Below are 13,609 nucleotides of genomic sequence, written 5' to 3' on the forward strand. Positions count from 1 at the left end.
TATGAAAATATCAGTAACAAAAATTGAGATTGATCGTATTGCCGTCGATCTTCTTGCCTTGCCGATCAGTAAGGGAGATCTGAAAAAAGAGGCTCAGAAGCTGCTTGCCGGACTTGAACTGGATCATAAGGTATTAAAGGATTTTAAAGCCGAAGCAGGAGAGGTTGTTCTGCTCTATGGCGGGTCCGGAAAATGCAAGGCATCTCGAATTGCCCTGTTTGGTATCGGTGATGCAAAAACTCTTGATGACTGGCGCAAGGGGGCCATTTCCATTGCATCCAGAGCTGTTGAGCTGAAGATTGCAAAGCTTGCTGTTGATTTTTCAGCCATCGAGCGCATTGCCGGTGAAACAGGAGAGAGTGTTTCGACTCTTGCTGAAACGTTTGTTACCGGATCGTTTGCCGGTTTGTACCGCTTTGAGCGTCTGAAAAGCGGTAAGCTGGATAAAAAGAGAGCGGCAGAAAAGACAAAAGAGCTTGCCGAACTTGTTTTAAGGGCCGGAGCTTCGGTATTGGATGCGGCAGAGCGCGGTGTTGAGGCGGGCAGGATTGTCGGTTCTTGCCAGAAGATGGCCAGGGATCTGGTTAATCTGCCGGGAAATCATCTGCAGGCTGAGGATATTTCGAAAGCTGCAGAGGAGTCCGCCAAAAAATATGGCTACGAGGTAACGGTTTTTCATAAAAAAGAGATTGAGTCTCTTGGTATGGGAGGCCTCCTTGCGGTCAACAAGGGGAGTTTTTTCCCTCCGACCTTTACCATTCTTGACTACAAGCCGAAAGGGAAACCGAAAGCGGTTGTAGCCCTTGTCGGAAAAGGGGTCACGTTTGATTCAGGCGGCATCTCAATCAAGCCATCCGAAAACATGGGAGAGATGAAGTCGGATATGGCCGGCGCCGCAAGCGTACTGGGTGCGGTTGAGGCCGCAGCCCGTCTTGCCCTTCCGCTGCACATTATCGGTTTGATTCCTGCTACCGACAATATGCCGGACGGTAAAGCCCAGAATCCGGGTGATGTTATTACCACCTATTCAGGCATTACTGTTGAGGTTGGCAATACCGATGCCGAGGGACGTCTTATTCTGGCCGATGCCCTTGCCTATGCAACTGAAAAGTATAAGCCTGACGTCATTATTGATCTCGCAACCCTGACCGGTGCCTGTATTGTTGCCCTTGGTTATTCCGTTGCAGGACTCTTCAGTAACAATGACAAGCTGGCTGATGAGATTTATAACGCCGGTCAGAAGGCAGGTGAAAAGGTGTGGCGCATGCCGCTCTGGGATCTCTACGATGAGCAGATCAAGTCCGACGTAGCCGATGTCAGTAACACCGGAGGACGTGGTGCCGGTTCAGTCACGGCCGCAAAATTCCTTGAGAAATTCATTGATGAGCATAAAAACTGGGCCCATATTGATATTGCCGGCCCGTCATTCACTCCGAAAGGGGGAGGCAAGGTCAATGGAGGAACCGGGTTTGGTGTGAGTCTGCTTGTTGAGCTGCTGAAGAAATGGTCCTGAAAATTCCGGAAATAAACAAGAGAGAAGAGAGAGGCAGTGTAACAAGATGAACCTATCATGAAGGCGGTCCCGCAACATCCAGTAGTGATTATTCCCGGAGTACTATTCTGGGATTCGCTTTATGATATCATGAAAGAGGCTCTTGGCGGCTATCTTCCGGAAGAGAAAATAGCCATAGTACCCGTATCGCTCATTGACTGGATAGGATTTCCTCCTTCGCCGGAAAAATCAACCAACAGGGTTATGAGCGCTCTTGACCGGACGATACGCGAGATTGAACAGAAATTTCCCGGCGAACCCATCACGCTTGTTGCTCATAGCGGTGGAGGGAGTGTTGCGATGGTCTATCTGCTTGAAAAGCCCTTTCAGGGTGAACGTTATCATCCGGGAAAGCATATTAAGAAGCTGATAACGCTTGGAACACCTTTTCATACCAGTGAGCATTATGCGAAGATAAAAACGGATTTTATCTTCAGCCATCTGCAAGCTGATTTTTTTGATCGGGTTTCTGTTGTTTCTGTCGTCAGCGATAAGTATCATGGCAATTCGGAGGGGAGTTTTGTGGAGAAAATGTGTTATCAGTTTTATAAAAACGTTCTGGATGACGGCAATGTTGCCGGTGACGGCATTGTTCCTGCAAAAAGCTGTTTTCTTGAGGGTGCTGTCAATGTAACTATTGCAGATGCCGAGCATCTTCCAACACCGCATACCAGGTGGTATGGCACAAAAGAAGGGGTTGAACAATGGATTCAATGGCTGTAAAAGCGAGTCGCTTAAGGGTGGCCGGGGTTTTATGTTTCGCTTTTCTGGTGATTCTCTCGTCGTGCAGCCCGGAAAAACCAAAGCAGGATCCCCAGCAGGAGCATCTTGAATCAATGATGGCTATTCTTGCCCAGGTGCAGAAAAATCTCGGCAGGATTCAGCAGAAGGAGGCTGTCGTTGAAAGACTCTCATCTGATATCGAAAGCAGTGACAAACAGAGTGTCGAGCAGATTGGCAAGGATATCTCCGCCGGAATCCGTTTTATCGATTCCACCCTGGCGGCAAGTAAAAACCTGATTCGCAAACTTGAAGAGGAGAACCGAACCTCATCCTATCGTGTTGATTCGCTTGACAAGCTGGTTTCGGAGCTTAAAATAGCCATAAATACCAAGGATGGAGAGCTTATCACCCTGAAAGGCCAGGTTCAGAAGCTCAACAGACAGGTATCTTCACTTATGGCAACGGTTGATGTGCTTGATGAGTATATCCAGGATCAGGACTCGCAGCTCTTTACGGCTTATTACATATCAGGAACCTTTAATGATCTTGTTTCGAAAGGTGTTCTTCTTCGCATTAATCCGCTTGAAAAACTCTTCGGCAATGAGTACCGTCTTGCCAACGACTTTAATGTCAATCTTTTTAAAAAGGTTGAGATAACCGAAACCCGTGATCTCTTTTTTGACAGGCCGCTGAAACGCATTAAAATCGTAACTCCTCACACAGTTGGCTCTTACGAGCTGGTCGGAGGCAAAACATCCTCACTGCTTCTTATTCGTGATGAAAATGCTTTCTGGCAGAAATCCCGTTGCCTTGTAATAGTTCTTGAATAAGTAACTCCGGTTTGCCATCCGGAGCGTAGAGCCCTGGCGAGCCCTGAAATAATTCTGTAATGAAAATAACCATATTCGGATCAGGCTATGTCGGTCTTGTGACCGGCGCCTGTTTTGCTGAAGTCGGAAATGATGTTCTCTGTGTTGATATTGACCGGAAGAAGATTGACGCTCTCAATGAGGGCCACATTCCCATCTATGAACCCGGTCTTGAGGAAATTGTTGTTGAGAACAGCCGTGCCGGCCGACTGAAGTTCACTTCCGACATCCGGGAGGGTGTTGAGTTCGGATTGTACCAGTTTATTGCTGTAGGAACGCCCCCTGATGAGGACGGATCAGCAGATTTGCGTCATGTGCTCAGTGTTGCCGAAAGTATCGGGACCTATATGCAGGAGTACCGGATCGTCATCAACAAATCGACAGTTCCCGTCGGTACTGCCGATCTTGTGCGGGAAAAAATCAGTTCGGTTCTTGCCGAACGGAGTTCGGGAGTTGACTTTGATGTGGTTTCAAATCCCGAGTTTCTCAAGGAGGGAGATGCGGTCAACGATTTCATGAAACCTGAAAGAATTATAGTCGGAGTTGATGATCCCCGAACCAAAGAGCTGCTTCGTTTTCTCTACTCTCCGTTCAACCGAAGCCATGAGCGGTTTATCGCCATGGATATCCGTTCGGCCGAGCTGACCAAATATGCGGCCAACGCAATGCTTGCCACAAAGATCAGTTTCATGAATGAAATAGCCAACATTGCAGAGCGGGTCGGGGCTGATGTCGAGGCGGTCAGGAGGGGTATCGGTTCCGATTCAAGGATCGGATTTTCGTTTATCTATCCCGGTGTCGGCTATGGCGGCTCCTGTTTTCCCAAGGATGTCCAGGCGCTGGAAAGAACCGCACATAAATACGGTTATCATTCACGGATACTCCAGGCAGTTGAAGCGGTCAATGAAGACCAGAAAAGTACCATAGTCCGGAAGATCCGCCTCCATTTCGGAGAGGAGATCGGAGGCCGTGTTTTTGCGTTATGGGGGCTTTCATTCAAGCCGAATACCGATGATATGCGTGCGGCCCCGAGCCGCAGGGTTATTGAAGAGCTTCTGCAGGCGGGTGCATCGGTAAGGGTTTACGATCCTGTAGCCATGCACGAGGCTGAAAGAATCTACGGAGATCGGGAGGGGATCTACTATGCAGCAAACCCTGAAGATGCGGTAAAAGGATCTGATGCTCTTGTGGTTCTTACGGAGTGGCTTGTGTTCCGCAGCCCCGATTTTGAGATGGTCAAACGAGATCTCAAAACACCGGTGGTTTTTGACGGCCGAAATATCTACAATCCTGAATTCATGGAGATCTCCGGATTTACCTACTATTCTGTCGGCCGCCCGCCCCGTGGGGTCTGAGAGAGGGTTATCGAAACCTGAAAAGATGATCAAGGGGGCCTCTGCCACTGCCAAGATGGTAACCGGCTCCCGCCTTCAGGGCTTCAGTTGTATATGCTTTTGCCTTTTCTACAGCACGTTCCATCACTTCCCCCCTGGCCATGAATGCTGCAATGGCCGATGAGAGCGTGCAGCCTGTGCCGTGAGTGTTGAGTGTCTCGATTTTTTTGGAGCTGAACCAGAAAAACCGGCCATTGCTGAAGAGGCAGTCACGGCATTCGCCTCCTTCAGTGTGACCTCCCTTGATGAGTACCGAAGCCGCTCCGGCTTCATGCAGCATTACGGCAGCTCCCTCGATAGCTTCATCGGTTGCAGGTGGCTGCTTCATGCCGGTCAGGATGGCACTCTCCGGCAGGTTTGGTGTTATTAAGGTTGCGAGAGGGAAGAGCTCTGCTTTCATTACCTCGATAGCCTCCTCCGGCAGCAGAGTGGTGCCTCCGGAAGAGCCGAGAACAGTGTCCAGAATGACAGGCGGATTGTTTTCAAGCTCTCTGAGTAATCCTGAAACAGCTCTGATGATGGCGCTGCTGCCCAGCATGCCGATTTTTACGGCATCGATCCTGATATCGTCGGCAATAGCCCTGAACTGCTCATAAAGAGATTCAACCGGGAGAAGGGAGATTCCCCTTACTCCGCATGTGTTTTGTGCTGTAACGGCAGTTATGACCGAAAGGGCATAGCAGTCAAGGGCGCCAACGGTTTTACTATCCGCCTGGATTCCTGCCCCTCCGCTTCCATCCGAGCCCGCAATGGTGAGAACGGTCACATAATTTTTACCCATCAATATCTCCCTGTTGTAGTGAGCAGACAAGCTCTTGTACTGCACTGACGGGATCATCTGCCCTGCTGACGGCGGAAATGACTGCGATACCTGCAGCTCCATGCCCTATGACCAGTGATGCATTGCTCTTGGTGATGCCGCCGATAGCTATAATCGGCAGGGAGATGAGTGCGGCGACCCTCCGGAGTGATTCCGGGCCGACAGGATCAAACCCTTTTTCTTTTGACGGTGTCGGGTAGATATGGCCGAAACCGATATAATCCGCGCCATCACGTTCAGCCTGAATGGCCTCTTCAGGTGAAGATGCCGAAACGCCTATGATGCGGGAATTGCCAAGCAGTTTACGGGCGGCAGAAGCCGGCAGGTCCTGCTGGCCGAGGTGAACACCGTCAGCCCTGCATGCAAGGGCAATATCAATGCGGTCATTGATAATACAGAGTGCCCCGTACTCTCTGCACCGTCTGGTGATTTCAACACCCCAGGAAAAAAGCTGACTGCCGGAAGCCGTTTTATGTCTCAGTTGTATCATGGCAGCTCCACCCTGCAGAGCCTTTTCAGCCAGTGAGAGCGGGCACACAGCCTCATCGGTAATGACACAGAGAAAGGGAGAGGAGGGCATCATTGATAAAGGGTGTTATGGAATTGTTCAAAGGTAGCGACAAACCCGCTGCCCGGTTCAAAGATGGAGATTCCTGCAGCACCATAGGCCCCCTGCTTCATACAGCATGGGATGTTTTGTGGTGTAATGCCTCCCACAGCAAAGACAGGAAGTGAGGTTGAACGGCATAAAGCGCCGAGTTTTTCCACTCCTTGTGGCGGTCCGTATTTCCTTTTTGAGGGAGTATCGAATACCGGACCGAAAAGCAGGTAATCAGCGCCGCGCTCTTCAGCGATACATGCAGACAACGGCGAGTGTACGCTGCATCCGATGATCAATTCCGGCGCAATTGCGCGAAGTTTATCGGGCGGGCAGCTGTTTTCGGGCAGATGTACGCCGTGAAGAGCGGCTGCAAGAGCAATATCGGCACGTTCATTGATCAGGATCCTGACCTCTTTTTCGCATGCGATTTCAGCCGCCATGAGCGAAAGCTGAAACAACTGTTTTGCATCAAGATGTTTTTCCCTGATCTGAATCATGCAAGGCATAAAGCGGGGGAGGAGTTGAAGCTGTATGAGCAGAGGTGTGCCAATCAGAGGGGCTTCCTTGCCACTGCTTATCAAAAGAAGGCGCGGCAGGGGAGCGTTATGGGGAGTAATATGCACCATATAATCAAAATCCTTTGATAATTCAGTGACTATAAATAATTTTAATGGTAATAGCAACTGCCTTTCCTGGGGAGATTCCGATTTCTATCGGGATCGTTTTATGACCATTTATAGATGGCATACAGCGCAATGCATCGTGAGAAAAGGGTTTTATTTCCGATAATCAAGAGTAACCAGCAATTCCCCAATGAGCAGCATCGAAGAAAAAATCATTAAAGCAGGCTTCTCTCTGCCTCAGCCGCCCGCAGTAGCGGGTCTCTACTCCCCTGCAATCAGGAGCGGTAATCTTGTCTTTACCTCCGGTCAACTCCCTCTCGAAAACGGTAAATTGATAGAACCGGGTGGTAAAGGAAAGGTAAATGATCAGGGCAGGGAAGATGCTTTCAATGCAGCCAGAACCGCTCTTCTCAACGCACTTGCCGCCATCAAATCGGTAACAGGCACCCTTGATTGCATAGAACGGATTGTCAAGCTTACGCTCTATGTTGCCAGTGACTCCGGTTTTTCCAGTCAGCATCTTGTTGCCAATGGAGCCTCTTCTCTTCTTCTTGAAATCTTCGAAGAGCGGGGAGTTCATGCAAGAAGTGCCGTCGGAGTAGCAGAATTACCTCTTGATGCAAGCCTTGAAATTGAACTTGTTGTTCAGTGTGATTTCACTTCGGCATGACAGGATAAAAATAAATAATAACCCGCAGGAATAATTCATACCATTCAGCATAAAGCTTCAGTGTCGTATTGTAATGATCGCCATTAAGTAGCCTCACAAATACCGTTTATATTCTTCTTGAGCCTATGTCATATAACAGATATAGGTACAGGAAAATCATAAACGCATAACCTTTAAATATCTTCAGTAAAAGAATCTGAAGCCAGAAAGAAAGTTCGAATACGGCTTTTTGTGTTAAAGTTAATGATTCTTGTAAATGCATTAAATTACTTGTAGTATAAATAGTATAAGTAATTTAAATAAAACAATATAATCCAATTGGTTTAATGTAATTTTTAGTATATTATGTTATTTAGAAATCGTTTGTAAAAATCTTTTTCTGTTTGTTTTTAGTATGCCTTGTAAGGTTTTTTTATGATACTTTAAGTTATCGTGGTTTCGACATTAATGTGGTGTATTAATCTTTGTGGTGTTGTTTATTTTTGATGTATTGTTAGAGAGTCGCCCGGTGTTTGTTGTTGCTCATTATGCGGTGTTGTTCTTGTTTCTTGTTTGTTCTTACTGATTTGTTTGTTCTTGTTATTGGCTGATATTATTGTGTGATCTGTTAGTGTTATCTGCTGCTCTGTTTGCGATACGGTTGATGGTTTAGGCTTTGAGTATGGATTGGCGGAGCTCTGTTGCTTATTGTTTTTTTGTGATTTTGATCTGTGATAGGTAAACTGTGATTGATGGAGCATATACGCGTTCTCTTATCCTGTAATAAACCCCCACTTCATGTCCCGCATACTTACTATCGTATTGATGCTTCTTGTGCTCGGATTTGGAGTTTTTCTCGGGTCCAGACTCAACGGCAGAGGCGACGTGCAGGGTGAACAGCAGAAAAAAATGCTTGAAGCCTACAGTCTGATGAAAACGATGTATGTTGATGATGTAGCTGGCGATAGTCTTGCGGGAGCAGGTATACAGGGTATGGCGGAGTATCTGGATCCCCATACGGTCTATCTGGAGCCGGAAAAGGTCTCCTATTCCCAGGCCGAATTTGATGGGAATTTTGATGGTATCGGTATTGAATTTGATATTTCAAGCGATACACTTCTTGTTGTCACGCCGCTTTCCGGCGGCCCAAGCGCTGCAGTCGGAATTTTACCGGGAGACCGTATCCTTGCCATTGACTCTCTCTCCGCTCTTGGTATTACGGAACAACAGGTATTGAGGAAGCTTCGCGGCAGGCAGGGAACACAGGTGAAATTGAGGGTTTTCAGGCCTCTTAGTGGAAAGATTGTCGATTTTACGGTTACACGGAGTCGAATATCGACATCGAGTATCGATGCAGCCTTTATGCTTGATAGCCGGGTAGGTTATATTCGATTGAGCCGTTTTATTGCAACCACAGCCGATGAGTTCAGAACTGTGCTTGTCAGGCTTAAAAAGCAGGGCATGAAGCGCCTTGTTATTGATCTGAGAGGAAATCCCGGTGGTTTTCTTGAACAGGCTGTTGCCGTGGCTGATGAGTTTCTGCCAAAGGGAGCGTTGATTGTCTATACAAAAAGCCGTAACGGCGGAGTCGAGAATGAGCGATTTATTGCGCGCTCCGGTGACAGTTACGAGACGGGTGAAGTTATTGTGCTGGTGGACAAAGGGAGTGCATCAGCTTCTGAAATTCTTGCCGGTGCTCTCCAGGATAACCGGCGGGCGGTTGTGGTGGGAGAACAGACCTTCGGAAAGGGACTGGTACAGCGGCAGCTTCAGTTTGCAGATGGTTCGGCAATTCGACTTACCGTTTCACGATATTATACCCCATCCGGCCGACAGATACAGCGGGTGTATCATAAAGGCGGGACGGGTCGGGAGAGTTATTTTCAGGACGCGCTCACAACCATTCGACCTGAGAAACTCTTTACAAATCCTGACAGTTTACTCTATTTGAAAAACAGTGAGGTTTCGGTTTACAGAACCTCCTCTCTTTACGGGTTGCTCTCGTCGCTCAACGGGAAAGTTCCGGATGAGAAAAGTCAGCTTTTGGCGCTGAAAAATGCCGGAGGGATTATTCCTGATTTCTGGGTTACCGGAAAAAGTTACTCTGATTTTTACCAGGAGCTTTTTCGTTCGGGTTCTTTTGATGATATCGCCCTGAAAATTATTGATGATCCCCGTAGCCTGGTGCAGCAACACCGCGGTTCTTTGGAGAGTTTTCTTGCGAATTATTCCGAAGAGCGTGTGTTTGAGGCTCTGGTTATAAAAACCTGCAAACTTAAAAAAATCCGGTTTGACCGGGCAGTTTTTCTTCGTGATCGTCTCAAGCTGGTTCAGGCCGTAAAATCAAGGATAGCTCATCAGCTCTTTGGCGCTGTTGGTCAGATAACGTTTGTTGTGCAGAGTGCAGATCCGGTTGTCAGGATAGCAGCATCTGTGCCAATGCGACAGCCCTGAGTGTTTTGACGGTATTGATTAATCGCCTTCTGCTTTACTTAATAATCAAAACATTACATTCGTATGTCTTTAATTGAAAAAATCCAGAGCGAAACCTGTACGTTGCGCCTGAAAAATGACTGGTTGAAAATATTTACCTGTCCCGTTCCCTCCTCTGATTTCCTCTCGTTTGTAGGCATAGCTACCATCGATGCTCCACAGCATGCCGTACTGAGTCTTCTGTTTGATATTGAAGCCGCCACCGAGTGGGTATGGAAAACCAAAGAGATGCGCCTTTTGCAGGAACTTTCAGCAGATAATGGAGAGAAAGATAACGGACGGGTTGTCTATCAGCTTGTCAGTGCTCCCTGGCCGGTTTCCGATCGTGAAATCATAACCCGCTCCCAGGGGTATATGGATCCTGACACCTCCGAGGTTTTTATCAAGCTTGAGTGTTTGCCTGACTTTCTGCCGAAAAACGATAAATATGTTCGTGTTCCCCATCTTGAGGGGGCATGGAACATCATCCCGCTCTCTGCAAACCAGTGCAGGGTGGTTTTCCGTCTTCACATTGAACCGGGTGGCGAGATCCCCTCATGGCTGGCCAATATTGCCGTTATTGATACGCCCTACCACACCATGAACAATATGCGTGAGATGGTAAAGAAGGATAAGTACAGGATTTCTGTAGAGGCACCCTTCATAAAATCCGCGAAGGATGTCATCCAGAATTACCAGCAGTTTATCGCCGAGTGAGTGTTCGCCTCTTTCTCTTGCAGTCCTCAATAACCAGTCAACAGACGGTATGGATTTAACATCTATCCTTGAGAAAAACTGGGATTTCCGTGTAGAACATAAGGGAGTCCGAATTTACTCTTCCAGGGTTAATGGTTCCGATATTCACAGCTTCAAGGGTGAGACCGAGCTGGCGGTTTCATTCAAAAAGCTGATCAGCCTTTTTCATGACATGGCAAGCTATAGCCGCTGGGTTCACAAGCTTGCCGAGATGGAGGTACTGGAGAAAAACGGGATTGATTATGTGGTGCGTCAGGTTATCGACACCCCATGGCCGCTGCAGAAGAGGGAGATGATCATTCGTACCGGTCTGGCTTTAGCCGGAGAGAATTCCATAGCTGTTACCATGACCGGGGAGCCCGATTATCTTCCGGTTAATTCGAACTATCACCGTGTTCGCCATGCATCCGGATTGTGGGTATTTACTCCGAATGGGCACGGAAAGGTTCAGCTCACCTTTGTGATGCATGTCGATCCGGGCTCGGATGTTCCTGCTGCCGTTGGAAATGCGGGAATGTTTGATGTTCCCTTCCACTCCCTGAACAATCTGAGGACGCTTGCAATGGACAGCTCATACACCCCCCCATATCCTAAGGAGATAGAGCAGCATATTGCTATTGTCGATGATGCTCCTGATATGCCCTGAGCAGTTTTTCCGGCTTAACCGGTACAGCTCCCACCTCCTGGCATACCGTTCCTGCAGCCAGATTGGCTATGGTGGCGTTCGTTACGATGTCAACACCGGAAGCGGCTCCGAGAGCGAGCATTCCGATAACGGTATCTCCGGCTCCTGATACATCAGCCACCTCCATTGATGTTGCCCCGATATGGGTGAAGGAGCCGTTGTAGAGTGTCATACCCTTTTCGCTCCTTGTCACAACAATAGTTTCAGTCTGTAGTTTCTCCTGGAGCCGGAGGCAGGCCTCTTCTACCTCCCGGTCATTGTTCTGCACGGCAATTCCGAGCGAAGCTGCCATTTCGGAGAGGTTAGGCTTGAAAATCGTGCACCCCCTGTAGGCAAAGAAGTTCAGAAGTTTCGGATCGACAAGCAGGGGAATATTCTGCTTCTTTGCGGTCGTAATGATGCTTTTGATGAGTCGTTCGGTGAGAAGACCTTTATTGTAGTCTTCAAGAACGATGGCATCAAGAGTGCCGATAACGCTCTCCAGAGAGTCGAGAACCGCCTCTTCTGTGTCGGAATCGATCTCTTTCCGGCTTTCTCTGTCCACTCTTGTAATATGGTGGTTTTGAGAGAGGATGCGGGTCTTGCAGGTCGTAGGCCTTGACGGGTCGCAAATCAGTCCTTCGGCGGCAAGTCCCCGGTCGCGGAACAGTTCGAGCAGTATCTCCCGGTTGCTGTCGGCACCGGTTACTCCGAAGAGCATGGTCTCCGCTCCGAGCGAGAGGGTGTTAAGGGCAACATTTGCAGCCCCGCCCAGCCGGTGATCCTCATGGGTTACATCGACTACGGGCACAGGGTATTCCGGGGAGATGCGGGAGACATGGCCGAAAATATACTTGTCAAGCATAATGTCGCCGATAACGGCTATCCGTTTGCTGCGGAAGGTGTGTAAAAGGGATTCCATGAAGTTTTCGGTCATAACCTGTTATTTCCTGATATGTTCGGATGCCGGGGCATAAAAAAAAGGGAATAATAACCTGATCAGCTATGAAGATATGATTGTTTCATTTTATTTTTTGCGATATTTTGTTATAATTAAAGCTAAGCATTTTTAAGCTTTATATGAAAAAAGCAGGAACCGATGTTTGACAGTCTAAGCGATAAACTTGAGGCCACCTTCAAAAAACTTGCAGGTCAGGCCACCATTAACGAGATCAATATCGGTCTCGCGATGCGCGATATCAAGCGCGCACTTCTCGGCGCTGATGTCAACTACAAGGTAGCGAAGAAATTAATTGAGGATATACGGGAGAAATCCCTTGGCGAGCAGGTCATCAAAAGCGTCTCTCCTGCGCAGATGATTGTAAAAATCGTCTATGATGAGCTCACTGAACTTATGGGAGGTGAGCAGAAGCCTCTGAACCTTTCACCCAAGAAACTTCCGGCCGTGATTATGGTTGCCGGTCTTCAGGGTTCCGGAAAAACCACGTTTTGTGCGAAACTCGCGCTTCGACTGAAAAAGAACGGTAAAAACCCGATGCTGGTAGCCGCTGACGTCTATCGTCCTGCGGCCATTGATCAGCTTAAGGCTCTCGCTCTTCAGGTCGAGGTTCCGGTATTTGCCATCGAAGAGCAGGATGCATTGAAGGCAGCACTTCAGGGCCTTGAAGCTGCGCGATCAGGGGCCAGGGATGTTGTGATTATCGATACAGCCGGCCGCCTTCAGATTGATGACCTGATGATGGCAGAGGCTGAGTCATTGAAGCATGCACTCAAGCCTGATGAACTGCTTTTTGTTGTTGACTCGATGATGGGTCAGGAAGCGGTTAATACAGCCAAGGCATTCAACGACCGCCTTGATTTTGATGGTGTTGTACTGACCAAACTTGATGGCGATGCAAGGGGCGGAGCTGCGCTTTCCATCCGTCAGGTTGTTGAAAAGCCGATTAAATTTATCAGTATCGGCGAAAAGGTTGATGATCTTGATGTTTTTTACCCTGATCGTATGGCCCAGAGGATTCTGGGTATGGGTGATATAGTCAGTTTTGTTGAAAAGGCACAGGAGTCTCTGGATCTTGAGAAGACGCTTGAGATGCAGAAAAAACTCATGAAAAATGAGTTTGATCTCAACGACTTTTTCGATCAGCTCCAGCAGCTTAAAAAAATGGGCTCAATACAGGGGTTGATTGAGATGGTGCCGGGTTTGAACAAGATGGTTCCAAAGCAGGATCTTGAAAATCTGGATTTCAAGCCTATCGAAGCCATGATTAACTCCATGACCAGACAGGAGAAGTCAAATCCTGATATCATCAACGGCAGCCGCCGTCAGCGCATCGCTCTCGGCAGCGGCACGAGAGTCCAGGAGGTGAACCTTCTGCTCAAGCAGTTCGGTGAAATGAAAAAGATGATGCGTTCGGTATCCAGGCTGTCACAGTCGGGCAGAAAGATCACTTCGCAGAATCTTGCACTTGACAAGTTTTTAAAAAGATAGATTGCATTTACTGTTAACAGTTACCATTAACTAAAAT

13 protein-coding genes are annotated in these 13,609 nt (G+C 48.0%); 9 read left to right on the forward strand and 4 right to left on the reverse strand.

Going from position 1 to position 13,609, the window contains the following annotated elements; genetic code table 11:
• Position 1 precedes the first annotated feature (1 nt).
• Genes CFERDRAFT_RS03730 through CFERDRAFT_RS03745 form a run of 4 tightly spaced genes read left to right on the forward strand, consistent with a single transcriptional unit; the run spans position 2 to position 4,499 of the window.
• Positions 2-1,513, forward strand: a complete 1,512-nt coding sequence (locus tag CFERDRAFT_RS03730; RefSeq protein ID WP_006365874.1) for a leucyl aminopeptidase — start codon at positions 2-4, stop codon at positions 1,511-1,513.
• Positions 1,514-1,570: 57 nt separating this feature from the next.
• Positions 1,571-2,275 carry an esterase/lipase family protein gene (locus CFERDRAFT_RS03735; RefSeq protein ID WP_006365875.1) on the forward strand — a complete coding sequence of 235 codons (705 nt, stop codon included), beginning with the start codon at positions 1,571-1,573 and terminating at the stop codon, positions 2,273-2,275.
• Positions 2,257-3,105, forward strand: coding sequence for a biogenesis of lysosome-related organelles complex 1 subunit 2 (locus tag CFERDRAFT_RS03740; protein WP_006365876.1), 849 nt, complete (start codon positions 2,257-2,259; stop codon positions 3,103-3,105). The genes CFERDRAFT_RS03735 and CFERDRAFT_RS03740 overlap by 19 nt, the downstream gene beginning before the upstream one ends.
• Positions 3,106-3,164: 59 nt before the next feature.
• A complete protein-coding gene (locus tag CFERDRAFT_RS03745; protein ID WP_006365877.1) occupies positions 3,165-4,499 on the forward strand; it encodes a UDP-glucose dehydrogenase family protein in 1,335 nt (444 codons plus the stop codon).
• Between the two features lie 7 nt (positions 4,500-4,506).
• Here CFERDRAFT_RS03745 and thiD read toward each other — a convergent pair whose 3' ends face one another.
• The 3 genes from thiD to CFERDRAFT_RS03760 are packed head-to-tail and all read right to left on the reverse strand — an operon-like array spanning position 4,507 to position 6,585.
• The gene (thiD, locus tag CFERDRAFT_RS03750; RefSeq protein ID WP_006365878.1) at positions 4,507-5,319 is read right to left on the reverse strand and encodes a bifunctional hydroxymethylpyrimidine kinase/phosphomethylpyrimidine kinase; all 813 of its coding nucleotides are present in this window, start codon (positions 5,317-5,319) and stop codon (positions 4,507-4,509) included.
• Entirely contained in the window at positions 5,312-5,941 is a 630-nt protein-coding gene (gene thiE / locus CFERDRAFT_RS03755) for a thiamine phosphate synthase (protein WP_006365879.1), read from the reverse strand. Before thiE ends, thiD begins: the two co-directional genes overlap by 8 nt.
• Complete coding sequence (locus tag CFERDRAFT_RS03760) at positions 5,938-6,585, reverse strand: thiamine phosphate synthase (protein WP_006365880.1); 648 nt, start codon at positions 6,583-6,585, stop codon at positions 5,938-5,940. The genes thiE and CFERDRAFT_RS03760 overlap by 4 nt, the downstream gene beginning before the upstream one ends.
• A 187-nt stretch (positions 6,586-6,772) precedes the next feature.
• On the opposite strand from CFERDRAFT_RS03760, the gene CFERDRAFT_RS03765 reads away from it, so the two are divergent.
• The 4 genes from CFERDRAFT_RS03765 to CFERDRAFT_RS03780 all read left to right on the forward strand — a co-directional run bounded on the left by CFERDRAFT_RS03765 (position 6,773) and on the right by CFERDRAFT_RS03780 (position 11,105).
• Complete coding sequence (locus CFERDRAFT_RS03765; protein WP_006365881.1) at positions 6,773-7,252, forward strand: RidA family protein; 480 nt, start codon at positions 6,773-6,775, stop codon at positions 7,250-7,252.
• A gap of 777 nt (positions 7,253-8,029) precedes the next feature.
• On the forward strand, positions 8,030-9,685 hold the full coding sequence (locus CFERDRAFT_RS03770) for a S41 family peptidase (RefSeq protein ID WP_006365882.1): 1,656 nt from the start codon (positions 8,030-8,032) through the stop codon (positions 9,683-9,685).
• Positions 9,686-9,748: 63 nt separating this feature from the next.
• Entirely contained in the window at positions 9,749-10,420 is a 672-nt protein-coding gene (locus CFERDRAFT_RS03775) for an START domain-containing protein (protein ID WP_006365883.1), read from the forward strand.
• Positions 10,421-10,469: 49 nt separating this feature from the next.
• Positions 10,470-11,105: an START domain-containing protein gene (locus tag CFERDRAFT_RS03780; RefSeq protein WP_040433060.1), complete on the forward strand. Its 636-nt coding sequence runs from the start codon at positions 10,470-10,472 to the stop codon at positions 11,103-11,105.
• On the opposite strand, the gene rfaE1 is transcribed toward CFERDRAFT_RS03780, so the two are convergent.
• Positions 11,074-12,060, reverse strand: coding sequence for a D-glycero-beta-D-manno-heptose-7-phosphate kinase (rfaE1, locus tag CFERDRAFT_RS03785; RefSeq protein ID WP_006365884.1), 987 nt, complete (start codon positions 12,058-12,060; stop codon positions 11,074-11,076). The two genes, CFERDRAFT_RS03780 and rfaE1, sit on opposite strands and share 32 nt — an antisense overlap.
• A gap of 162 nt (positions 12,061-12,222) precedes the next feature.
• Here rfaE1 and ffh point away from each other — a divergent pair, with 162 nt between their 5' ends.
• Entirely contained in the window at positions 12,223-13,572 is a 1,350-nt protein-coding gene (gene ffh, locus CFERDRAFT_RS03790) for a signal recognition particle protein (RefSeq protein ID WP_006365886.1), read from the forward strand.
• Positions 13,573-13,609: the final 37 nt, after the last annotated feature.

This window comes from Chlorobium ferrooxidans DSM 13031, from assembly GCF_000168715.1.
In the GTDB taxonomy this organism is placed as follows: domain Bacteria; phylum Bacteroidota; class Chlorobiia; order Chlorobiales; family Chlorobiaceae; genus Chlorobium; species Chlorobium ferrooxidans.